Annotated in this window: 24 protein-coding genes; 17 read left to right on the top strand and 7 right to left on the bottom strand. The window is 63.6% G+C overall.

Annotation, left to right across the window (positions count from 1 at the left end):
- Positions 1 to 19 precede the first annotated feature (19 nt).
- From SKA58_RS17170 to SKA58_RS17180, 3 genes are read left to right on the top strand one after another with little or no spacing between them, the layout of a single operon-like run.
- Positions 20 to 574 carry a VOC family protein gene (locus tag SKA58_RS17170; protein ID WP_228227159.1) on the top strand — a complete coding sequence of 185 codons (555 nt, stop codon included), beginning with the start codon at positions 20 to 22 and terminating at the stop codon, positions 572 to 574.
- 14 nt (positions 575 to 588) lie between these two features.
- Positions 589 to 1,428 (top strand): alpha/beta fold hydrolase, encoded by an 840-nt coding sequence (locus SKA58_RS17175; protein WP_231736690.1) that lies wholly within the window; start codon positions 589 to 591, stop codon positions 1,426 to 1,428.
- The gene (locus tag SKA58_RS17180) at positions 1,425 to 2,180 is read left to right on the top strand and encodes an SDR family NAD(P)-dependent oxidoreductase (RefSeq protein ID WP_009823760.1); all 756 of its coding nucleotides are present in this window, start codon (positions 1,425 to 1,427) and stop codon (positions 2,178 to 2,180) included. The genes SKA58_RS17175 and SKA58_RS17180 overlap by 4 nt, the downstream gene beginning before the upstream one ends.
- A 15-nt stretch (positions 2,181 to 2,195) precedes the next feature.
- On the opposite strand, the gene SKA58_RS17185 is transcribed toward SKA58_RS17180, so the two are convergent.
- Both SKA58_RS17185 and SKA58_RS17190 read right to left on the bottom strand, forming a co-directional pair.
- Positions 2,196 to 3,254, bottom strand: a complete 1,059-nt coding sequence (locus SKA58_RS17185; protein WP_232209476.1) for a hypothetical protein — start codon at positions 3,252 to 3,254, stop codon at positions 2,196 to 2,198.
- An 85-nt stretch (positions 3,255 to 3,339) separates the two neighbouring features.
- Positions 3,340 to 3,864, bottom strand: a complete 525-nt coding sequence (locus SKA58_RS17190; RefSeq protein WP_009823762.1) for an ester cyclase — start codon at positions 3,862 to 3,864, stop codon at positions 3,340 to 3,342.
- Between the two features lie 161 nt (positions 3,865 to 4,025).
- Between SKA58_RS17190 and SKA58_RS17195 the strand changes: the two genes are divergently transcribed.
- The 5 genes from SKA58_RS17195 (at position 4,026) to SKA58_RS17215 (ending at position 9,196) form a co-directional block, all read left to right on the top strand.
- The gene (locus tag SKA58_RS17195) at positions 4,026 to 4,481 is read left to right on the top strand and encodes a nuclear transport factor 2 family protein (protein WP_009823763.1); all 456 of its coding nucleotides are present in this window, start codon (positions 4,026 to 4,028) and stop codon (positions 4,479 to 4,481) included.
- 39 nt (positions 4,482 to 4,520) lie between these two features.
- Complete coding sequence (locus SKA58_RS17200; protein ID WP_009823764.1) at positions 4,521 to 6,869, top strand: membrane-bound PQQ-dependent dehydrogenase, glucose/quinate/shikimate family; 2,349 nt, start codon at positions 4,521 to 4,523, stop codon at positions 6,867 to 6,869.
- A 141-nt stretch (positions 6,870 to 7,010) separates the two neighbouring features.
- On the top strand, positions 7,011 to 7,454 hold the full coding sequence (locus SKA58_RS17205; protein ID WP_009823765.1) for a nuclear transport factor 2 family protein: 444 nt from the start codon (positions 7,011 to 7,013) through the stop codon (positions 7,452 to 7,454).
- Positions 7,447 to 8,448, top strand: coding sequence for an NADP-dependent oxidoreductase (locus SKA58_RS17210; RefSeq protein ID WP_009823766.1), 1,002 nt, complete (start codon positions 7,447 to 7,449; stop codon positions 8,446 to 8,448). The genes SKA58_RS17205 and SKA58_RS17210 overlap by 8 nt, the downstream gene beginning before the upstream one ends.
- Before the next feature lie 22 nt (positions 8,449 to 8,470).
- On the top strand, positions 8,471 to 9,196 hold the full coding sequence (locus tag SKA58_RS17215; protein WP_009823767.1) for an SDR family oxidoreductase: 726 nt from the start codon (positions 8,471 to 8,473) through the stop codon (positions 9,194 to 9,196).
- A 30-nt stretch (positions 9,197 to 9,226) separates the two neighbouring features.
- On the opposite strand, the gene SKA58_RS17220 is transcribed toward SKA58_RS17215, so the two are convergent.
- Positions 9,227 to 10,375: an NADH:flavin oxidoreductase gene (locus tag SKA58_RS17220; protein ID WP_082733537.1), complete on the bottom strand. Its 1,149-nt coding sequence runs from the start codon at positions 10,373 to 10,375 to the stop codon at positions 9,227 to 9,229.
- A 113-nt stretch (positions 10,376 to 10,488) separates the two neighbouring features.
- Positions 10,489 to 10,695 carry a ferredoxin gene (locus tag SKA58_RS17225; protein WP_009823769.1) on the bottom strand — a complete coding sequence of 69 codons (207 nt, stop codon included), beginning with the start codon at positions 10,693 to 10,695 and terminating at the stop codon, positions 10,489 to 10,491.
- A gap of 99 nt (positions 10,696 to 10,794) precedes the next feature.
- Between SKA58_RS17225 and SKA58_RS17230 the strand changes: the two genes are divergently transcribed.
- The 9 genes from SKA58_RS17230 (at position 10,795) to SKA58_RS17270 (ending at position 18,845) form a co-directional block, all read left to right on the top strand.
- Positions 10,795 to 12,180 carry an aromatic ring-hydroxylating dioxygenase subunit alpha gene (locus SKA58_RS17230; RefSeq protein ID WP_009823770.1) on the top strand — a complete coding sequence of 462 codons (1,386 nt, stop codon included), beginning with the start codon at positions 10,795 to 10,797 and terminating at the stop codon, positions 12,178 to 12,180.
- A 28-nt stretch (positions 12,181 to 12,208) separates the two neighbouring features.
- The gene (locus SKA58_RS17235; protein WP_009823771.1) at positions 12,209 to 12,784 is read left to right on the top strand and encodes an aromatic-ring-hydroxylating dioxygenase subunit beta; all 576 of its coding nucleotides are present in this window, start codon (positions 12,209 to 12,211) and stop codon (positions 12,782 to 12,784) included.
- Between the two features lie 14 nt (positions 12,785 to 12,798).
- On the top strand, positions 12,799 to 13,968 hold the full coding sequence (locus SKA58_RS17240; RefSeq protein WP_009823772.1) for an NAD(P)/FAD-dependent oxidoreductase: 1,170 nt from the start codon (positions 12,799 to 12,801) through the stop codon (positions 13,966 to 13,968).
- Positions 13,965 to 14,777 carry an SDR family NAD(P)-dependent oxidoreductase gene (locus SKA58_RS17245; protein WP_009823773.1) on the top strand — a complete coding sequence of 271 codons (813 nt, stop codon included), beginning with the start codon at positions 13,965 to 13,967 and terminating at the stop codon, positions 14,775 to 14,777. Before SKA58_RS17240 ends, SKA58_RS17245 begins: the two co-directional genes overlap by 4 nt.
- On the top strand, positions 14,774 to 15,406 hold the full coding sequence (locus SKA58_RS17250; RefSeq protein ID WP_009823774.1) for a TetR/AcrR family transcriptional regulator: 633 nt from the start codon (positions 14,774 to 14,776) through the stop codon (positions 15,404 to 15,406). The genes SKA58_RS17245 and SKA58_RS17250 overlap by 4 nt, the downstream gene beginning before the upstream one ends.
- A 4-nt stretch (positions 15,407 to 15,410) precedes the next feature.
- Positions 15,411 to 16,637 carry an acyl-CoA dehydrogenase family protein gene (locus tag SKA58_RS17255; protein ID WP_232209477.1) on the top strand — a complete coding sequence of 409 codons (1,227 nt, stop codon included), beginning with the start codon at positions 15,411 to 15,413 and terminating at the stop codon, positions 16,635 to 16,637.
- An 88-nt stretch (positions 16,638 to 16,725) separates the two neighbouring features.
- Positions 16,726 to 17,646: a quinone oxidoreductase family protein gene (locus SKA58_RS17260; RefSeq protein ID WP_009823776.1), complete on the top strand. Its 921-nt coding sequence runs from the start codon at positions 16,726 to 16,728 to the stop codon at positions 17,644 to 17,646.
- Positions 17,647 to 17,650: 4 nt separating this feature from the next.
- Positions 17,651 to 18,235: a gamma carbonic anhydrase family protein gene (locus tag SKA58_RS17265; protein WP_009823777.1), complete on the top strand. Its 585-nt coding sequence runs from the start codon at positions 17,651 to 17,653 to the stop codon at positions 18,233 to 18,235.
- A gap of 10 nt (positions 18,236 to 18,245) precedes the next feature.
- Complete coding sequence (locus tag SKA58_RS17270; protein WP_050763065.1) at positions 18,246 to 18,845, top strand: malonic semialdehyde reductase; 600 nt, start codon at positions 18,246 to 18,248, stop codon at positions 18,843 to 18,845.
- A gap of 43 nt (positions 18,846 to 18,888) precedes the next feature.
- Here SKA58_RS17270 and SKA58_RS17275 read toward each other — a convergent pair whose 3' ends face one another.
- The 3 genes from SKA58_RS17275 to SKA58_RS17285 form a co-directional block, all read right to left on the bottom strand.
- Positions 18,889 to 20,112 carry a cytochrome P450 gene (locus tag SKA58_RS17275; RefSeq protein WP_009823779.1) on the bottom strand — a complete coding sequence of 408 codons (1,224 nt, stop codon included), beginning with the start codon at positions 20,110 to 20,112 and terminating at the stop codon, positions 18,889 to 18,891.
- Positions 20,113 to 20,192: 80 nt separating this feature from the next.
- Complete coding sequence (locus tag SKA58_RS17280; RefSeq protein ID WP_009823780.1) at positions 20,193 to 21,356, bottom strand: acyl-CoA dehydrogenase family protein; 1,164 nt, start codon at positions 21,354 to 21,356, stop codon at positions 20,193 to 20,195.
- A gap of 2 nt (positions 21,357 to 21,358) precedes the next feature.
- Complete coding sequence (locus SKA58_RS17285; RefSeq protein WP_232209478.1) at positions 21,359 to 22,078, bottom strand: GntR family transcriptional regulator; 720 nt, start codon at positions 22,076 to 22,078, stop codon at positions 21,359 to 21,361.
- Positions 22,079 to 22,248 lie beyond the last annotated feature (170 nt).

Below are 22,248 nucleotides of genomic sequence, written 5' to 3' on the forward strand. Positions count from 1 at the left end.
AGATCAGAGGAGAATATCAATGCCTAGCGGACCTTTTGCCCATGTGTGCATGGTCGTGCGCGATCTGGACAAGGCTATCGAGGATTGGACCAAGATCCTGCGCGTGCTCGATCCTGCGTCGCTGGAAGAGCGCCTCGTCAAATATGATGAATTTTCCAGCGGCGACGACGCCGGTATGAAGTGGGCGACCTTCGTCAACAATGGCGGCACGGAAATCCAGTTCATTCAACCGGCCCCTGGCACCCCCATGGGCGATCGCCTCGAGAAAGTGGGCGAGCATGTCCACCACCTCTGCTACGCGACCGACGACGTGCCGGGCGCGATGGAAAAGCTGAAGGCGGAAGGGCTGCACCTGCCCGGCGGCGGCCAGACCTTCAACGATCCGGACATGACCTGGCAGAAATGGAGCTGGGTCGGCCACAAGAGCACGCACGGCGCGCTGATCGAGGTCGCTTCGCCCTATGAGAGCCGTAACGACGGCAAGTGGCACCATGCACCCGGCAAATTCGCCTATAAGGGTCCCGGCGAGCATCCGTCATTCGCGGAAATCGTTCCGCCGGTCGCCGCTGAGTAATGCAGGCGCCCGGCATGACTGTTCCCACGCGGATAAGCGTGCCGGGTGACGGGCTGGAGATGGTTGCGGACGCCTATGGCGACCCTGCCGCGCCGCCCGTCTGCTTCTTCCATGGCGGCGGCCAGAGCCGCCGATCCTGGGCCGGGTCTGCCAGGCGGGTGGCGCAGGCGGGCTATTACGGGCTGACCTTCGATCTGCGCGGCCACGGCGACAGCGGATGGGCCGCCGACGGCGACTATCTGCTGGAAGCCTATGGTCGCGATGTCGAGTCCATCATCCAGGCCTTCGACAGGCCGATCGCGCTGGTGGGGGCCTCGCGCGGTGGCCAATCCGCGCTGGTCGGTGGGTCGCGCCGTGCCGATCTGGTGCGCCTTATCATGCTCGCCGACGTCGCGCCCTATATGGTCGACGACGGCGTGGATGACATTCGTGGCTTCTTTCGCGCCAGCGACTCCGGTTTTGCATCGCTGGAGGAAGCGGCCGACGTCCTCCACACCCATCTTGGCCAGCCCCGCCTGCCTGACGTGTCAGGTCTCGCCAAATCGATGCGCGAAGCGGATGGACGCCTGTTCTGGCACTGGGATCCCCGCACGACGGCGCCGGAATTTCTGCATCCCCCTTCGGAAGGGGAAGCGCTCATCATCGCAGCGCGCCGCGCGCAATCGCCCCTCGTCCTCGTGAAAGCTGAACTGAGCGAGATTGTCTCGGACGAAAGCGTCCGGCAATTTCGTTCGCTCGCCCCGCAACTGGAGGTCGAGATCGCCCACGGCGTCGGCCATATGTTCACCGGCGACCGCAACGACGCCTTTGCCGATCGCCTGCTCCACCACCTCGCACTTCATCTGCCGCTATGACGAAAGGCGCGGCCTTCGTTGTCGGCGGAACCGGCGGGCTTGGCAGCGCGATCTGCCGACGCCTGTCGACCGAATGGGATCAGCTCGCCATCGGCTATCGGTCCAGCCGGGACAAGGCGTTGGCGGTTGCGGCATCCCTGCCGAACCGTTCTTGCGAGACGCTGTCCGTCGCCTGCGATCTTTCCGATCGCGCCTCGATAGAGACCGGCATCCGCAGGACGGTCGAGCAATTCGGCGCCATCGGCACGATGGTCTTCGCCAGCGGGGTCGACATAGCCCAGCCCTTCGTCAGCCAGATCAGCGAGGAGCGATGGCGTGAAGTCATCGAGATCGAACTGGTCGGCTTCACCCGTATCGTGTCCGCCACCCTGCCATATTTCCGCGCCCAGGGGTTCGGCAATTTCGTCACCGTCGTTTCAGTCGCGAATTACTGCTTCCCACCCGGCGACGCCCTGTCCTCCGTGCCCAAGGCCGGGATGGAAGCGCTGGGCCGCGCCATCGCCAAGGAGGAAGGCCGTTACGGCATCAGGGCGAACATGGTCGCTCCGGGAATCATCGACGCCGGGCTTGGCGCAGAGTTCCTCACATCGCTCTATTCGCCGGAAATCTGGGAAACGCAGCGCAAACGCATTGCCCTGCAACGCTTCGGCAGCGGCGAGGATATTGCCGAGGCCGTGGCCTTCCTGGCTTCGGCCAAAGCGCAATATATGACTGGCCAGACCCTGATCGTCGATGGCGGCTTCAGCCTCTGAAATCGGCGGCTGCGCTCAACCCAGTCGCCGCTGCGCCGCGACGCCATCGCCCCAATTGTGAATGCGCTCCCAGAAGCGGACGCGGGTCGGCGCGAAATTATGCATGTGCGCCATTTGGGGACATATGAAGAGCTGGATGTCTTCCGCGCTCTTATAGGCCCGGGGTTCGCCCAAGGGATCGGGGATGACATCGCGCTCGCCCATCGCGATCAGCACGGGGACGCGTATGACCGCTGCTTCGAGCGCCACCGCGCCCGGCGCGACCATGTAGACGCCACAAGGCGGCGTGGTCGCCGAACGCCATTCGGGCAGCGGATCGACCAGCCCTGCCGACGCCATCATGTCGAGCGTGACGATGTCCGCAGGCTCGTCATCATGATGGAAGGACCATTGGAAAGGATGCTCGCCTGCCCTTGCCGCCGCCTGGAGCGCTTCGGCGTCGCCCAGCGTCACCCCAGGCGCTTGCGCCAGCGCGGCCGCGTTCAGGACATGCGGCACATCGAGCGATGAACGGCGCGAAATCCACGGCCACGCGGCGGGCAGCTGGCCCGGCCGGGTCGGCACGACAGTATGGACGCCGCTATAGCCCAGCACGCCGATGCCATGGAATGTCTGGTGATTGCCCTGCGCGACGACCGTGAAGCATCCGCCCATCGACTGGCCGATGCCAAGGCATGTGGCGTCGACGATCGGGTCCAGTCCATCGACGAGCGTGCCCGCTTCCAGCCGGGCCATGACCTGGCGCACCATCGCGTCATTGGCCGCCGCCACATTATCGAGATTGAGGGCATTGCCTTCCGGGATAGTGGACTCGCCAAATCCCAGATGATCGCAGGCGATGAAAATCCACCCGCGATCGCAATGGAAACCCGCTTCCCCGCCGCCCGACCCATCCGGCATGTCGAAGCTGTAATAGCGCCGGCAATAGCCACCGCCGGGAAAAGCGAAGCAGACGGTCATGGGATTGGCCAGTGCCGTCATATCCGGAAGATGAACCGTGATCGCCACATGGGCGGTCATGCCGAGGGCTGCCGCCTCGCTGACATCGATCTTCAGTTCGACCGAGCGCTTCATGCCCTTGCTCATCCTTGCATGCCAAACACCGACGTCCTCCTTTGCCGAACCGGCGCGCCCTCGCCGCGCCGGTTCGGCCTGTCGGTCACTTATAGGGGTCGACGGGCTGGGGAACGTTGATGACTTCGAGATCCTTCAGCATCGTCAGCACGTCGGAGATCGAATAGATGTGATCGATCTTGTCGCCCCGGAAACGCAGCCACGAGAACCACAGGACGTTGAGGTCGTTCCCGGTGGGCTGGACGCCCATATAGGGGCCGCCGGTATGCTTGCCATGATGATGGCACAGCACGCAGATCTCGTCCTCGCCGCGTCCCCACGCCTTCAGCGTGCGATAGATGCTGGGCGGGAAGGTCTTGTAGAGGCCCTGCGGCGAGGTCTTCCACACATGATAGGTGCCAAGGTCGGGCCGGTTCGGGTTGTCGTAGGTCATCGTGTCGGTATTGAAGAATGCGTCCATTCCGTCCCAATCGCCGCGATTGATGACTTCATGCAGGTCCATCCAGTGATTGACCATGAACGCCTGCCGCTCGGTCAGCCCGGCTGTGATGTCTGCCCGCTTCTCCTTGGACAGGACGAAATCGGCTTCCGTGAACGGGGCGAGGCCCATAATAGTCTCCTTGATCAAAAAACGGTCCGCGGGATCGATCCCGAGGGCTGTGGTTTCTTCCCCCTAGCCACCGCGCTCGGCACCTACCTAATGGAAGGCGGCGAACCTCCTCCCCTGTGCCAGCAGAGATTCTATAGAATGAGTGAGACGGAGGAGAGGCCATGACACTGACCCTGCAGGAGATGTCGGACCGGTTCGAAATTCAGGACCTGATCGTAGGCTATTGCTACGCAGTGGATACGCGCGACTGGGACGCGCTGGACCGCTATTTTACCGACGATGCTGTGATCGACTATTCCGAAATGGTGGGCGTCGTCGGAAGCCTTGCGGACATCAAGGCATTTCTCTCGGCAAGCCTGACGCCAATTCTCGCCTTTCAACATGCCGTGTCCACCACCCAATATCAAATCGCCGGCGACCGGGCGCAGACCAAAACCGCCTGCTACAATCCGATGACGGTCAGCAATGGCGAAACGACCGATACTTTGGTCTTCGGCCTTTGGTATCATCACGACTTCGTCCGCACCGCGCAGGGCTGGAAGATCAGCCGCCTCTACGAACAGAAATGCTATCGGATGAATGTGCCGGACTGGCTGGCGGCCCAATTGCCCGCCTGAATTCCTGCCACGCCTTTCCGGATTCCGAGGGGGAGCTCGATGCGCCGCTTTCTGAACATGCTGTTCGTTCTGCTTCTGCTTCTCGCAGGTCTGTCGCTGCTCTGGCTGGGCGGGCAGCTCGCGCTGCTCGGCGGGTCGATCTGGTATTGCGTGTCCGGCCTCGTCATGACTGTCACCGCGTTTCTCGGCTGGCGCCGTTCGCCGCTCTCGATCACCCTCTATTGGGCCTTTCTCATCGCCAATCTGGGTTGGTCGCTCTGGGAAGTCGGACTGGACGGCTGGGCGCTGGCGCCTCGGTTGGCCATGCCCGTCGCCATGGGCTTCTACATGCTCACCCCCTTTTATCGGCAGCATGTCGGTCTTGGCCGCCCCCTGCCCGGCGGCCGCGTCCTGTGGCCGGCTCTTCCGCTGCTCCTCATGGGGGGGATCGGCAGCGCTTTCTGGGCGGATCGTTCGTCCCCAGCGGCCAGCGCGCGCTGGGGAGCGGGACCGGCAAGCCCGGCCGAGGGCGACTGGGTCGCCTATGGCAACGACCGGGGCGGGTCGCGCTACTCGCCATTGGCCCAGATCACGCCCGCGAATGTCGGCAATCTCGAAAGGGCATGGACTTACCACACCGGCAAGCTGACAGATGGCAAGCAGGGCACTGCCTTTCAGGTCAACCCCCTGAAGGTGGGCAATCGCCTTTTCCTGTGCGCGGGCAATAATGATGTGATCGCGCTCGATCCCGAAACGGGCCGGCAATTATGGCGGCACCAGCCCAAGGCCGATCTCGCCGGCGTCTATGGCCTCGTCTGCCGCGGCGTCACCTATTATCGCGTCCCACAAGCCCAGGGCGATTGCGCCGAACGCATCTACACCGCGACACTCGACGCCCGGCTGATCGCACTCGATGCCGCCACCGGCAGGCTATGCCCCGGCTTCGGGCAGGGCGGACAGGTCGATCTGAAAACGGGACTGGGCACGGTCGACAAGGGCTATTATTTCGTCACCTCGCCCCCCGCCCTCGTTCGCGGCCGCCTCGTTCTGGGCGGCTGGGTGATGGACGGTCAGAAAATCAGGGAGCCTTCAGGCGTGATCCGGGCGTTCGATGCCGTCACGGGCGATTTTTCCTGGGCCTTCGACATCGGCCGCCCCGACGATCACGGCCCGCCGCCGCCCGGCGGCGTCTTTACGCCGGGCACACCCAATAGCTGGGCGCCGATGAGTTCGGACGACAGGCTGGGCCTCGTCTATGTGCCGACAGGAAACGCGACGCCGGACTATTTCGGCGGACATCGCACCGCGAATGACGATCGCTATTCCAGCGCCGTGCTGGCGCTCGACGCGGAAAGCGGGGCGGTGCGCTGGTCCTTCCAGACGACCCATCATGACCTTTGGGACTATGACGTGCCTGCCCAGCCCACGCTGGTCGACCTGCCCGGCGGCGTGCGCGGCCTGCTCCAGCCGACCAAGCGCGGAGAAATTTTCTTCCTCGACCGGGCGACTGGCAGGCCCATTCTGCCGGTGGAGGAACGCCCCGTCCCGCAGGGCGCCGTTCCCGGCGAAAGCCTTTCGAAAACCCAGCCCTATTCGGTTGGCATGCCCAATTTTGGCGGTCCGCGCCCGACGGAAAAGGGGATGTGGGGCCTGACGCCGATCGACCAGGCGATGTGCCGCATCCGCTTCCGCCAGGCCCGCTTCGATGGGGACATGACCCCGCTGTCGACCGAGCATCCAACCCTCACCTGGCCCGGCTATCTGGGCGGCATCGACTGGGGCGGCGTATCGGTAGATCTCCGGCGCGGCCTGATGATCGTCAACAACAATCAGGTCTGCAATTATAACCGCCTGATCCCTCGCGCCGTTGCGGACCGGCAGGGCATCAGGCCGATGACCGCCGCCCATATGAGCGATGTCGGCGGCCCCGTCGCCCAGCAGGGCGTGCCCTATGCCGCCCATATCGCGCCGTTCCTTTCCCCGCTCGCCATTCCGTGCCAGCAGCCCCCCTATGGCCGCATCAACGCGGTCGACCTGAAAACAGGGAAGCTGGTGTGGAGCCGGCTGTTCGGCACCTCGCGTGACAGCGGCCCTCTGGCCCTGCCGACCTTCGTGCCGATCCCCATGGGCGTGCCCAATATCGGCGGATCGGTCGCGACCGCGAGCGGCCTAACCTTTATCGGCGCGACGCAGGAACATATGTTCCGCGCCTATGAAACCACCACCGGGCGGCTGCTCTGGAAGGCGCGCTTGCCGGCGGGCGGCAACGCCTCCCCCACCACCTATTGGTCGAATGCCAGCGGCCGACAGTTCGTGGTCATCGCAGCGGGCGGACATGGCGCCATGCTGTCAGGTGCGAGCGATGCGTTGATCGCCTATGCCCTGCCTAAGCCTAAGCCTAAGCAATAGCGGGGAGCGAGAAACGGGTGCCTCAACACTAGCCAAGTAAACGCGACGAGTCGCGGGAAGATGCCGCCCAATCCTATCCTTTGGCGGGCAAGATTGGCCAAAGGGGCTTTATGTTTCTTCGGGAAACAAGGGGAGGAAAACATGTCTGCACATGGCAGTCTGGTGAGACGCTTGCCCGTCGGCGCCGACGATGAACGCGCGATCAAACATGTGCTGCTGCGTTACGCCACCGGCATAGACACGCGGGACTGGCCGCTTTTCCGGACCTGCTTCGCCCAGGATTGCGAGACCGATTACGGCAGCTTCGGACATTGGCGCGGGCCGCGCGAAATCGCCGAATATATGGCCGATGCGCACCGCCACATGGGGCCGACGCTGCACCGCATCACCAATATCGTGATAGAGAAGCGCGACGACCAAGTGCACGCGCGCAGCTATGTCGACGCAATCCTGCCGGAGGCGGCCCAAGGCGGCGTCACCCATCGCGCGTCCGGCTATTATGACGATTGCCTGGTCCGCACATCGGACGGCTGGAAGATTTCCCGTCGGAAATTCACCATGGTCAAGGCGGGGCTGGATGACTGAATTCAACCGTCAGGTCCTGTTGACGTCGCGTCCGGCGGGAATCGCGCAGGCGGAAAATTTCGCGATCGGGCATGCGCCGATCCAACAGCCTGCGCCGGGCCAGATCCTGGTGCGGAATCATTATCTCTCGATCGAACCCGCCATGCGCGGCTGGATCGCCGATGCAGGCAATTACGCCGCGCCCGTCGCCATCGGTTCGGTCATGCGCAGCCTTGCCTCGGGCGAGGTCGTGGCCTCCGCACATCCCGACTATACTGTCGGTGAGCATGTATCCGGCTGGTTCGGCTGGCAGGACTATGCCTGCGTCGCAGCCGATCAGGTCGTGCAGCGCACCACCGCGGCCGAGATGCGGGCGTCGCTCGGCATTCTGGGCATCAACGGCATGACGGCCTATCTCGCGCTCACACTCGTCGGCCAGCCCCGCGCGGGCGAGACCATCGCGGTATCGACGGCGGCCGGCGCCGTCGGTTCGGCCGTCGGCCAGATCGCCCGCATCCTGGGTTGCCGCACGATCGGAATCGCGGGCGGGCCGACCAAGGTGCGGCGCTGCGTGGAGGAATATGGCTATGACCACGCCGTCGATTATCATGCCGGGAATGTGGAGGCAGCGATCGCCGAGCACGCGCCGGAGGGCATCGACATCTATTTCGACAATGTCGCAGGGGCGATCAGCGATTCGGTTCTGCCGCATCTGGCCCAACGCGCGCGCGTCATAGTGTGCGGAACGGCATCGATCGACCGCTGGGATCCATGGCCGATGGGGCCGCGCGTCGAACGGCATCTGCTGGTCAAGCGCGCCCGCATGGAGGGCTTCGTCATCTTCGACCATCTCGATCGCTATGCCGAAGCGACGGCCCAATTGCGGACATGGATCTCGCAGGGCCGCCTCACATGGCGCGAGGACATATTGGAGGGGATCGAGGCCTGCCCGGACGCGCTGGCCGGTCTTTATCGCGGCGAAAACGACGGCAAGCGGCTCGTCCGTCTCGTCTGATCTGGGAAGAGGACACCACGTCATGGAGAATCTGGAAGGGCAAATCGCCATCGTCACCGGCGCATCGTCGGGCATCGGCGCGGCCAGCGCCCGTGCGCTTGCTGAAGCGGGCGCAACCCTGGTGCTGGTCGCACGCCGCGCCGATCGCCTCACCGCACTGGCCGATGAACTGGGCCGTGGCAGCACGGCCTACGCAGCCGATATGGCGGATCCGGACGCGCCGCAAAGGTTGCACGATTTCGTCTTTGGTCGATTCAGCCGGGCCGACATATTGGTCAACAATGCCGGTATGCTGCATGCCGCGCCGATCGACGCATTCGACCTCGACCAACTCCGCCCCATGATCGCGATCAACTATGAGGCAGTGGTGCGCGCCAGCACCCTTTTCGCGCGGACAATGAAGGCGGCCGGCAAAGGCCAGATCATCAATATATCCAGCATCGGGGCGAACATCACCGCACCCGGCGTGGGCGTTTATGGCGGCCTCAAGCGCGCGCTGGAGGCCTTTACCGACTGTCTTCGCGTCGAGCTTGCCGGATCGGGCGTCAAGGTAGGGATCGTCGCGCCGGGCACGACCAGCACCGAGATTTTCGAGGATATGAAGGCCAGGGGGCAGCCGTCCTGGGACAGCTTCATCCCGCCGATGCAACCCCGCGACATTGCCGAAGCCGTCGCCGTCATCGCGCAGCAGTCCGAACGCACCAATATCGCGCGCATCCAGGTCTATGCCGCAGCGGACAGCCATTGACGCCCCGGCCCATGCCGGAGCGTCCTTCCGTCAGTCAAGCGTGGCGTAGGCGTCCAGCCGGAACGGATTGACCGCGCCGCCATCGCGCATCTTCGCCACCCATTGCGCGTCCATCAGGAGGGCGCGGCCGACCGCGATCAGGTCGAATTCACCCCGCGCCATCCTGTCGGCCACCAGCGCCAGATTGTTGGTCATGACGGTCGGCTGCGCGAAGGAGGATTGCAGATCCTTGCTGAGGCCCACGCCGCCGACCGCTATGGTCGGCTTGCCAGTCAGCTTCCTGATCCAACCCGCCAGCCCCATGTCGGAACCCTCGAAGGCCGGCGCCGTGAAAATGCGGGTGCTGGCGTCGAATATATCCACCCCCGCCTCAACGAGCGGAGCAAGCATCGCTTCCAGTTCCGCCGGCGTCTCCGCATTGCGCGCGTCATAATCCTGCAGCTTCCACTGGGAGAAGCGGAAGATGACCGGAAAGTCGGGCGCGGTCACGGCCCGGATCGCCCGTATCAGTTCGACCGCGAAGCGCGCCCGCTCAGCGATCCCGCCGCCCCAGCGGTCGTCCCGCACATTGGTATGGCGCCACAGGAAACTGTCGATCAGATAGCCATGCGCGCCATGCAGGGCCACGCCATCGAAGCCCACCGCCTTCGCATTGGCTGCGCTGCGGGCGAAGGCGGCGATCAGGTCGCCGATCTCGCTTTCGGTCAGCGGGGTGGTGGGCGTGCGCACCTGTTCCAGATAGTCGGGAGAGACCATCGCCCTGTCGGTCGGCCCCCAAATGCCCGAGGGGCGCGCCGAGGGCGCATCGGGATGATAGCCCGTGCCCGGCACGCGTATGACGCCCTGATGCCACAACTGAGGGATGATGAGGCCGCCCGCCGCATGCACGCCGTCCACGATGGTGCGCCAGCGCGCGAGCGCTTCGTCGCCATGCAGGACGGGCGAAGCACCACCCCCCATGGTTTCACGTCCCACGGCGGCGGGATGGTCCACGCCCACCCCTTCGGTAATGATCAGGCCTACATCGGCTTCGGCCCGTCGTCGATAATAGCCCGCCACGCCGTCCGAGGGGATGCCGCCCGGCGAGAAATTGCGCGTCATCGGCGCCATCACGAACCGGTTGCGCAGGTGCAGCGAGCCCATCGTGAACGGTGTGTATAAAATCTCGGCCTGCCCCATCAAAGCGATCCTCTCCTCTGCTTGTCAAAAGACCGTGCATCAGCGGATGGGCGCCGAAAACCTATCCTGTGACAGGACATCCGCGCCCAGTACCCGCGCATGCTCGGGTCGACTCAGGCGGCTTCGACAGCAAGGGCGGACTGCGGACAGGCCTCGGCGCCTTCCCGGGCCTGCTCCTCCAGTCCTTCGGGAACGATTTCGTCGTCAACATATACGATGCCATTGGCGTCAAGCTTGTACACTTCGGGGCAAATTTCGGCGCACACGCCATAGCCGCAGCATGCCGCCTTATCGATTACCACTTTCAGTTTCTGGCTCATCCTGCCTCTCCTTCTTCTTGATCGCACATTACATCTTGAACAGATTTAGTTCAATATGTATAACACGACTCAATCAAGGAAATTCTTCAGGAGAGCAAGATGCTGCACAATGCCGGGCTGACGCTGAGCGACGGAACGACGCTTGACGATCTCATCAACCGCGACATGAACGAGGTGTCGCTGCGCGTGATGAATGACAAGGAGCTGTATGAGCTGGAGATGGAGCGCGTGTTCGCCCGCACTTGGCTGCTCCTTGGCCATGAATCGGAAATTCCCAAGGCCGGCGACTATGTCATGCGCGACATGGCCGAAGACAATGTGATCGTCTCGCGCGACCGCAGCGGCGAAATCCACGTCTTGCTGAACGTCTGCCCCCATCGCGGCATGAAGGTGTGCACGGCCGAAGCGGGCAATGCCCACGCTCATCGCTGCATTTACCATGGCTGGGCCTTCCGCGCGGACGGCAGCTTCATCGGCGCCCCGATCGAAAAGGAGCAGATGCACGGCAACAAGCGCTCCAAGGATGAACTGGGGCTCAAAAAGGCCCGGGTCCATCTCTATGGTGGCCTGATCTTCGCCACCTGGAACAAGGATCTGTCGTTCGAGGATTATCTGGGCGACGCCAAATTCTATCTCGATCAGCTTTTCTGCCGTACGGACAATGGCCTTGAGATGCTTGGCCCGCCACAGCGTTTCGTGCTGCCGTGCAACTGGAAGATTCCCGGCGAACAGTCCGGATCGGACGGCTTCCATACCCTGACCCTGCATCGTTCGCTGATGGAAGGCGGCATCATGGGAGGCACGGCCGAGTCGATCTATGACACCGCGCCGGGCATGTATGGCGTCGACCTTTCGGTGCCGCAGGGCCATACGCTGCGTTGCCTGGAGGCGGCCCAGACCTTCAAGATGTTCGCCGACGTCAGCTTCGAAGGCAAGTCGACCGAAGAGCGGCTCCACCTGCTGCCGCCGCCGGGCATCACCAAGGAGTTGATCCCACAGCTTTTCAAGAATCTGTCGGAGGACCAGGTCAAGCAGTTGGCCAACATCCCGCCCCAGGTCGGCGGCATGTTCCCCAACATCCTGATCGCTTTCATCTTCGCCCCCCGCACGGATGGCGGCGCCTCGGGCGCTCTGTCGCTGCACACCTATGTGCCCAAGGGGCCGGACAAGGTGGAGTTCGTGAACTTCATCTTCGCGGAAAAGGATGCGCCGGAAGATGTGAAGCGCGACATGCTCCAGAACGCCATCTGGTCGACCGGCACATCGGGCACGATCGAGCAGGATGACGCCGATACCTGGCCGCACATCATGCGCAACTCGCGTGGTCATATGAGCAAGACCGTCACGCTTAAGTATCAGGCGCTGCACGGCCATGAGCGTCCCGAAGGCTGGGTCGGCGGCGGCGATCTCTATCCTGGCTTCACCAAGGACGACACGCAATGGGCCTGGTGGATGGCCTATTATAATCTGATGGCCGAAGCCTGAGCCGTCGCGACGAGAGAGGACAGATATCATGGTGAACTACGCGACCGCCGCCATCGACAAGACCAGCGTGCTGCGCGGTCTTGTTTCCACCAAGCGGGTGCCGCTCGGGTCGGAAGTCTATAACCGCCTGCTCGAAACCCTCTATGACGAAGCCGCCGCGCTCGACGAACGCCGGTTCGACGACTGGGTGGCCCATCTGGAACAGGATCTGAGCTACACCGCTCCTCTTCGGCTCACCCGCAACGGCCCGAACAAGGACCGCGACGTGGTGCGCACGATGAAGCATTTCGACGAGAATTACGGCTCCATCCTGATGCGGACCGGTCGCCTGGCGAAGAGCGCCTGGGCCGAAGATCCACCATCGCGCACGCGCCGCTTCGTCACCAATGTCCGCGTCGCCGAGAGCGAAACGGCTGGCGAGTACGAGGTGGTGAGCTACCTCTATGTCGAGCGCAGCCGCCTGGACAATCCGGATAACGAGACGATCAGCGCCGAACGCCGCGACATCTGGCGGCTGGTCGACGGTGCTTACAAGCTGGCCAGCCGTGAAATCATCGTCGACCAGTCGACGCTGGGCATGTCCAACTTCGCCATCTTCCTCTGACCGGAGCGGCTTAGGTGACGGGAACCCCGCATATCGTGGTCGTCGGCAGCGGCCTTGCCGGCTATGGCGTTCTGCGTGAGCTTCGTAAGCTCGCGCCGGACGCCCGGCTGACGCTGGTCACGCAGGATGACGGGCATTTCTACTCCAAGCCCGCTTTGTCGACCGCACTCGCCAAGGGCAAGGTTGCCGATACGCTTATCACCACGCCGGCGGAAAAGATGGTCGCGCAGTTGAAGCTCGACCTTCGGGCCGGCCGTATCGTCGAAGCGATCGACCGGCAGGACAAGGCCGTCCTGACGACCGGCGGGCCGATCTTCTACGATCGGCTGGTGCTGGCGTTAGGCGCCGATCCGGTTCGCCCGCCGATCGATGGGGACGCCGCGCACCGCGCGCTCGCGGTCAACAATCTGGACAATTATCGCGATTTTCGCGAGGCCCTGCCTGGTGGCGCGCGCGTGCTAGTCATGGGCGGCGGCCTTGTCGGCACCGAATTTGCCAACGATCTGTCCGCAAGCGGCTATCAGCCGGTGGTCGTCGACATGCTCGGCCATCCCCTCGCCCAACTCGTGCCGCCGGGCGTTGGTCAGATGATCCGCGACGCGCTGGCCGAAAAGGGCGTTGAATGGCATCTGGGCCGCAAGGTTCTGGCCATCCACAAGGGCGGAAAGGGGATCAGAGCCGAACTGGACGACGGCCTGGTGATTGAGGCTGCGGCTGTTCTGTCCGCCGTCGGGTTGCGCCCGCATATCGCGCTTGCGCAGGAGGCCGGGCTGGAGGTCGCGCGCGGCATCAAGGTCGATCAGACCGGCCGCACCAGCGATCCCGCCATCTATGCCATCGGCGATTGCGCCGAATATCCGCAGGGACTGGCGGCCTATGTCACCCCGATCATGGCGGCGGCCCGCGCCATCGCGCCCAGTGCGTTGGGCACGCCGACGGACATCCGCTTCCCGCCGCTGTCGGTCCAGGTCAAGACCACCGCCTATCCTGTCGTCCTGCTGCCCGCTCCTGTCGGCGTGGACGGGCAATGGCAGGAAGTCGCCAATGACGAGCGCGGGCTGAAATATCATTATAAAGACGCGGACGGAGCGATCCGCGGCTATGTTTTCACGAAAGACTATTGCCAGGACCGCATGGACATGGACCGTGCCCTGAGCGAGCAGATGACAGGAGTGGCAGCGTGACGGGATTGGTGAAGGACAAGGTCGCAATCGTCACGGGCGGCGCGAAGGGGCTGGGTTACGGGATTTCCCGCTGCCTTGCACAGGCGGGCGCGCATCTCCTGATCACCGGCCGGGATGGCGCCGCCGCTGAAACGGTCGCCGCGGACATCACGCAAAGCTTCGGCGTCCGCTCCGTCGGCATGTCCGCCGACATGGGCGTCAAGACCGAAGTAGAGGCGATGATCGAGCGCGCCGTCAGCGAATTTGGCGGGCTGGACATATTGGTCAACAACGCGTCGCAGCTTTCGCCCAACGTCCTCCTCGAACAGAAGACGGACGAGATGCTCCAGCGGACGCTGGAGATCGGTACCTGGGGCAGCTGGTGGGCCATGCGCGCCGCCTTCCCGCATATGAAAGCGCGCGGCGGCGGTTCAATCATCAACTTCTATTCGATCGACGCTCAGACCGGCGCCTGGCTCCACGCCGACTATAATATGAACAAGGGTGCGATCCTGGGGCTTACCCGGACCGCCGCGGTCGAATGGGGACGCTTCAACATCCGCACCAACGCCATCGCGCCGACCGGCATGGGGCAGGTGTTTGCAGACCTCGCGGAAAACGTCCCCGGCTTTCTTGAGATGGCGACAGCCAGCAACCCGCTCAAACGCGCGGGCGATCCCGAAAAGGACATCGGCCCGGTCGTCCTGTTCCTGGCGTCCGAGATGTCGCGCTTCGTCAATGGCGAGCTGATCAATGTGGATGGCGGTCAGCATCTACCGGGCTATGTCAGCGTTCCGCACAACCTCGCCGAGATGGAAGCCCAGACATGAAATTGATGCCGCACACCGACTGGAGTGAAATCGTCGCGACGGATCAGTCCGGCAGCGTCCAGAAGATCATGGACGGCACGTTGCGCGCGATCAACTCCATCGGCGCGCGGCGCCTGTCGATGAGCGACATCAGCGAAAGCAGCGGCGTTTCGCGCGGCACGCTCTACCGTTATTTCGCGTCCAAGGAAGAAGTGCTGGCGGCCTTTAGCGAATATGTTTGCAGCAGCTTTGAAAAAGGCATTGTGGAATCGGGCGAAGGCATCGCCGAACCGATCGAGCGCTTTCGCGCGGTGATGCGCTTTTACGGCCGCTTTACGATCGAGCGTTCGCCCGAAGGCATTTTCGAGGTCGAACCTGCCTTCCATCTCAATTTCCTGCGCAGTCATTTCGGCCGCCACAAGGCCGCCGTCCAGCGTGCGCTAGCGCCCGTCTTCGACCATTTCGACAGCCTGATCGGCCAGCGGATCAACCGGGACGCCTTCTGCGACACCATGGTCCGCCTGCAACTGAGCACGCTCATCATTCCCGCCACCCCGGATTGGCTGGCCATCTGGAACAGCGCCCCCGATCGATTGTGCGACTGGGCATTGCAGATCGCCGGACACCATAGCGAACATGAGAAAGGATGAACTGATGGCTACTGCCCCCAAGGTGGATAATGAGATCCAGTGCGGTTTTGCCGAAAAGGCTGTCGCTGACGCGATGGTGGAAAAGGCGCGCAGCTTGCGCGCTTTCCTGCAGGGCGAAGCGCCCGAGGGCGAAAAGCGGCGCAGCCCCACGCCCGCTGTCGACAAAATGCTGAAGGAAGAAGGCTTCCTGCGCATGCTGCTGCCGCAACGGCTGGGCGGCATGGGCCTTTCCCCGACAGATTTCTGCCGGGTGCAGATGGAAATCGCCAAGGGCGATCCGGCGATCAGCTGGGTGATCCAGATCATCAACGGCACAAGCTGGATCACCAGCCTTGCGCCCGACGGCGTGCAGGACGCTGTGTTCGGCGACGGTCCCCAGCCGGTCTGTGGCGCCTACAACCCGCCCGGCAAGGCCCGCAAGGTTGACGGCGGCTGGATCATCAACGGCTCATGGCCTTATATGTCCGGGTCGCGGCAGTCGAACTGGGCGCAACAGGGCGTCGTGCTGGAGGGGTATGACGGCCCGGTCGTTCCGGGCATCAGCATGTGCTATCTGCCGATGGACAGCATGACCATCCAGGACACATGGTTCGTTTCCGGCATGCAGGGCACCGGCTCCGACACGGCGGTCGCCAAGGATGTATTCATTCCCGAAGCCCAGATGGTGCTGATGGATGAACGCGCCGGCCAGATCGACCGGACCAAGCGCCATTTCGGCGCGCCCTCCGATCTGCTGCCCGCCGTCCCGGTCGTCCGCACCACGGGCATCGCTCAGTTGATCGGCGCGGTCGAGGCCATGTTGGAGATCGTCACCGCCGAGGCTCCCAAAAAGCCGGTGCTGACGACGATTATCGGCCCGCGCACCAAGTCAGGCGCCTATATGCGCGATCTGGGCGAGGCGGCGGCGATGATCGACACCGCAAAGCTGATCCTGTTCGACCTGACTGCCAAGTTGGATCGCGTCGGTCTGGGCGAAGAATTCACCCTGGCGGAAAAGGCGAAGCAGCGCGCAGGCGGCGCGCAGATGATCGAACTGGTTCATGGCGCCAGCGAGTCGCTGATGTTCCAGGCCGGTTCTTCGGGCTTCGCACTGGACAAGCCGATCAACCGCTACTGGCGGGACATTTCGATGGCGCTGCGGCACATCCAGAATATCCCGACCATCGGCTATGAAATCTATGGCCGGAACCTGACCGGCGCCGATCCGATCTCTCCGCCGGGCGCCTATTGAGGTCGAAAAAAGGGTCGCCCCTTTCCCAGTGGGCGACCCTCTCTTTTCCGCGGCCAGGCCGCATCCATCACTACCATAGGGGAATGCCATGCGGGCCGCCCTGATCGACAGCGATGGCGGCTTCGCGCTGGCCGATCATCCCGAACCGACCGCGCAGCCCGGCCATCGCGTCATCGACGTCGCGGCCGCCGGAATCGGACCCACTGACCTCATGCGCGCGAAGGGCTTTTTCGGTCCCGTCGATGCGCCCTATGTGCCCGGCGGCGAGGGTGTCGGGCATCTGGATGATGGAAGCCGCGTCTACTTCGGCCATAGCAGGCCGCCCTTCGGCGCGATCGCGGAACGCACGCTTGTGGCCGAGGAGGAAATCTGGCCTGCTCCCGACGGCCTTTCCGACGACCAGCTGATCGCCCTCGCCATCTCCGGCACCGGCGCGCTGATCCCTCTGGAAGAGGCGCGGATCGCGAAGGGCGAGTCCGTCCTCATTCTCGGCGCGACCGGCCCTGTCGGGCAGATCGGCGCGCAGGTCGCCCGGCTGCTGGGCGCGGGCCGCGTCGTGGCGGCGGCGCGCGGCCGCGAACGGCTGGAGGCCATGCAGGCCGCCGGTCATGCCGATGCGATCGCCCTGTTGGGCGAGGGCGATGACGAGGCGGCGCTGAAAGCGGTCTCGGAAGGCGGCTATGACGTCGTGCTCGACATCATCTATGGTCCACCCGCGCAAGCGGCAATGCGCGCCACGCGGCCCGGCGCGCGCATGACGAGCATCGGTGTGCAGGCCGGACCAACGGTCACGCTGTCCCTGCGCGATCTCGTCTTCCGCAGCCATATCGGCGTCGGCACCGGACAACTGCCGGCCAGCGAGCGCCGCGCCGCCTATGACCGGCTGATCGCCATGGCGATGACACAGGGCCTGACCGTCGACACGCGCCGCTATGCCTTTGCCGATGCCGCCGACGCCTGGGCGGCGCAGGCCGGCAGTCCCCATGGCAAGATCGTCATCACCCGCTGATCCCATGAGGACTCCCGCCTATATCGATCCCACCGCCCGCCTGTTCGGCGATGTGCGGCTGGGCGACGATTGCAGCCTCTGGCCCTATGCCGTCGTCCGTTCCGAACGGGCCTATGTTTCGATCGGGCGCTGCGCCAGCGTGCAGGACCATGCGATGGTCCATATCGGCTGGGATGATCCCACGATCATCGGCGACTATTGCACCATCGGCCATCGCGCGGTGGTCCATGGCTGCATCATCGAACCTGCCTGCCTGATCGGCATCGGCGCGACCATCATGGAACGCTGCGTCATAGGGCGCGGCTCGATCGTCGCCGGACACAGTTTCCTGCCGCCAGACAGCGTGATTCCACCCCATTCGCTTGTCATGGGCACGCCCGGCCGTGTTGTCCGCCGCATCGACAAGCTGCGCGCGAACATCGTCGATGCGTTGCTCTATCGGGACAATGGGCGCGCTTATGCCACAGGGGCGCATCGCATCTGGGAGCATGCCGACATGGCGAAGCTGGGTGACGAAGCCGATGCTATTCTTGCACGCGAAGCTGCAGGCTGGGATGACCGGGGCATCGGCGAAGCCACCACAGGATAAGAGAGCGATCATGCCGGACACGCCCGATATTGCCAGAGACGCCATGCTGGACCTGCTGTTCCGCGACGCTCGCACCCATAATCAATGGAGCGCCCGGCCGCTTTCGGACGAGACCGTCCGACGCCTGTACGATCTCGCCAAATGGGGGCCTACGACGGCAAACAGCAATCCGGGCCGCTTCGTCTTCGTCCGCTCGGAGGCCGCGAAGGCGCGCCTCAAACCCCATCTGAGCGCGGGCAATGTGGACAAGTTGATGCAGGCGCCCTGCACCGTGATCATTGCAGGCGATACCCGGTTCTACGAATTTTACGACAAACTTTTCCCCTCCCACGACATGCGCAGCACGTTCGAGGGCAAGGACGCGCTGATCGCGGACACAGTGGCGCGTTCTTCGACACTGCAAGGCGCCTATCTCATCATGGCGGCGCGGGCGCTAGGCCTGGATTGCGGCCCGATGTCCGGCTTCGATCAGGCTGGCACCGATGCGGAATTTTTCCCGGACGGCCGGTGGAAGAGCAATTTCCTGTGCAATATCGGCTATGGCGACCCCACCGGGCTCTTTCCCCGCAACCCCCGGCTCGATTTCGAAGAGGCCTGTCTCGACCTCTGATGTCGGGCGAGGCGTCCGCCACAAGGCGAACGCCTCCCGCCATTCAGCTTGCGGGCGTCCACACCAGCGGCAGCGCGACCGGCTGGATCATCCCGAGATGGCATTCCACCTGATGGCCGGGCGCGATGCGGAAGTCGGGAATGCGGGCGAGAAACTCCTCCATTGCGATCCGCAGCTCGCGCCGCGCCAGATGCATGCCGACGCAGGTATGGATGCCGAAGCCGAAACCGACATGCCGTGGCCGCCGGTCGAGCCGAACCTCGGCAGGCGCGTCGAACTCGGCCGGATCACGGCCGGCGAGCGTGGTCGACATCGCCACCTTGTCGCCGGGCATGAAGCGGATGCCGGCCACTTCGGTTTCCTTCTTGCAGGTTCTGAAGGTGGTCACCGCGCCATAAGCCCGCATCAGCTCATCTATGGCGTGCGGGATTTCCGACGGATTGGCGCGCAGAAAGGTCTGATCCTGCGGATGGCTACCCAGATGCCGGAAATGCAGGCCCATATTGGTCGAAACCGTGTCCAGACCGCCAATGAACAGATTGAACATGAAGCCCAGCAGTTCGTCGTCGGTCAGCGCCCGGCCATTGATCTGTCCCTTTACGCCGAAACTGATGAGGTCTTCGCGTGGATTGGCCCGCCTGTCCTCGATCTCTCCGCCCAGATAGGCAAGCACGCTACGCGTCGCCTCCGCGATCTTGGACAGGTCATGATTGTGGAGCAGGTTCATTTCCCATTCCATGAACTCGCTCATCCGATCGTGCGGCAGGCCCATCAGTTCCATGAACACCTTGATGGGGAATTCAAAGGCAAAATCGCCCATGAATTCGCACTGGCCGCGCGGGGCGAAGGCATCGATATATTCCACCGCATAGAGCCGGATCTTGTCTTCCAGCGCCGCCATCGCCTTGGGTGTGAAGGCCGGGTTGACCATCTGGCGAAAAGGCCCGTGGGCAGGCGGGTCGAGTTCCGCTGGCGAGTTGATCCAGTTCCCACCCACCAGCTTGGAGAAAGGCGAAAAGTCGGTCGAGGAGAAATGATCAGTGTCGAGATATATCTCGCGCAGATGCGCCATGCGGCGTGGCACCCAGGCGGGCGTGCCCCCCGGATAGGCGTGGGTGGCGTAGATGATGTCAGGCCCCTTATGCACCTGCATCGCCAGATCGTCGAACGGATCCTCTGTCGTCGTCATGCCGAAGATGAAGGGGAAATCCTGGCTCACCAGTTCGGGCGGCACATGATCGGGGATCGGTTGCTCGGGAAACAACATCGCACTTGCTCTCCTTGTCGTCTTTGCCGGAAATTTCGGGCGGACATTGAGCCACCGCCCACGCGCCAGACACCTGTCCTTCAGAAGGATCGCGGCAGCCCCAGGCTTTCCGCGATGCCATTGCGCACCATTTCGTTGGTGATGGGACCGATGCGCCACAGGCGGCTGTCGCGCCAGTAACGCTGCATGTCGGTTTCCGCCGAATAGCCCATGCCACCCAATATCTGGATGCCCATGTCCGCCGCGGCATTGGCGTTTTCGGAAGCCATGAGCTTGAGCATATTGGCCTCGACGCCGACATTCTCGCCCCGGCTCTGCTTGTGCGCGCAATAATGCAGCATCAGTTCGGTCGTCTTCTGCATGGTCGCGATGTCGGCGACATAATGTTGCAGGCTCTGGAAGCGGCCGATGATCCCGCCAAAGGCCTTGCGCTGTTTCATATAGTCGAGCGCGTCTTCCAGCACGCCATCGATGACGCCCAGGCAGAAGGCGCCTACCATGATGCGCTCGTTGTTGAGCGTGGGCAGCAGCATGTACCAGGCCTTGTCGGGTTCACCCAGAACATGCTCGTCCGCGACGAGCGCATTCTCGAAATGAACGGAGCAGCTGCCCATCGACCGCATACCCAGCTTGGCCAGTGGCGTGATCGTCACGCCCGGCGTCTTCGTCGGCACCCAGAAGAGGGTCAGGCCCTGATGCTTCTTCTCGACGCCCCTGTCGCTTCGCGCGATCACCAGCAGATAATCGGCGACATGGGCAGAGGAGGACCAGATCTTCTCGCCATTGAGCCTCCACCCGCCATCGACCCGGTCAGCCGTGGTGGCCATCGCGCCGAGGAGGTCCGTGCCGCCGCCCGGCTCGGTGAAGGCGATCGCAGCCTTCAGCTGGCCCGTCGCGATCAGCGGGAGATATTTCGCTTTTTGTTCGGCCGACCCGTAAAGCCCGATGGATTTGGACCCTGCAAAGCTGGTGATGCCCCATATCCATGCCAGTCCGCCCAGCGACCGGGCCAGTTCCCGCGCCAGCAGCATCTGCATGACGACGTCGCCGCCCTGCCCGTCATAATCCTCCGCTATGCCGACGCCGTGGAAACCCGCTTCGGTGAACTTGTCCCACAGCGCAAAGGGATAATGATGCTCGTCCTTTTCCAGCGCGCGCGCCCAGTCCTTGGGCACTTCGCTGTTCACCCAGCGGCGCACCATGTCGCGGAAAGAGCGATATTCTTCGGGCAGTTCGAAATCCATTGTCAATCCTTTTGGAGTTGGTCCAGATCGCCGCCCGCCATGGCCTCGGCATCGCACAGGGCGATCAGGCGCGCCGCCATCCGGTCGAGGCAGGCCAGCACGCCATCCTGATCGCCCGCCAGAAAGGCCTGCAGTATCGCCTCATGCTCGCGGAGGCCGCTTTCGCGGAGGGTCGTGATGCCATGCAGAAAAATGAAGCGGGCGATCAGCCCGCGCCGGTCCAGCGTCGACCGCAACAATTCACGGCTCTCCGAGGCCTTGATGAAGATCGTGTGGAAATCGAGCCCGGCCATGATCGCGGCCATATATTCGCCGCTCGCCAATGCCGCGCTATAGCGCGCGATCGCTCGTTTCAGCGTCCGGATATCCGCAGCGCCGATGCGGGGCATGCCCCAGGCATAACCCAGCCGCCACAGTTCGGCCTGCACGCGGATCAGGTCACGGGTCACGTCAGGGTCGATCGGCGTTGCCCGCTTCAACCGGTGGGTTTCGACTTCGACCAGCCCTTCGGACGCCAGTGTGCCCAGCGCTTCCCTGACCGGCGTCGCGCTGACATTCAGGTCCTGCGCCAGCGCCGTTTCCCGCAGCAGCGCGCCGGGCGGAATGACACCCGCCACGATCCTCGATCGCAACACCGCCGCCACGGCCTGGCGCCGCGTCGCCGGGGATTGCAAAATCTCGGGCGAGTCAAGCCGTTCAAGAGCGGATGTCCAATAGACCATGGATGTATCCTGCGATTCCATATTCTATAGAATGCAGCACGGTGAAACGGTCCGTTCCTCTCCAAGGATAGGGTGTCGGGACAGCGAACCGCTATAGGGTCGCTGCATGAAATGCCCGAAATGCAAAACGCCGCAGAACGGTTATTGCGGGTGGTGCCGCGCTTGCGGCC

The organism is Sphingomonas sp. SKA58 (genome assembly GCF_000153545.1).
Lineage (GTDB): Bacteria > Pseudomonadota > Alphaproteobacteria > Sphingomonadales > Sphingomonadaceae > Sphingobium > Sphingobium soli.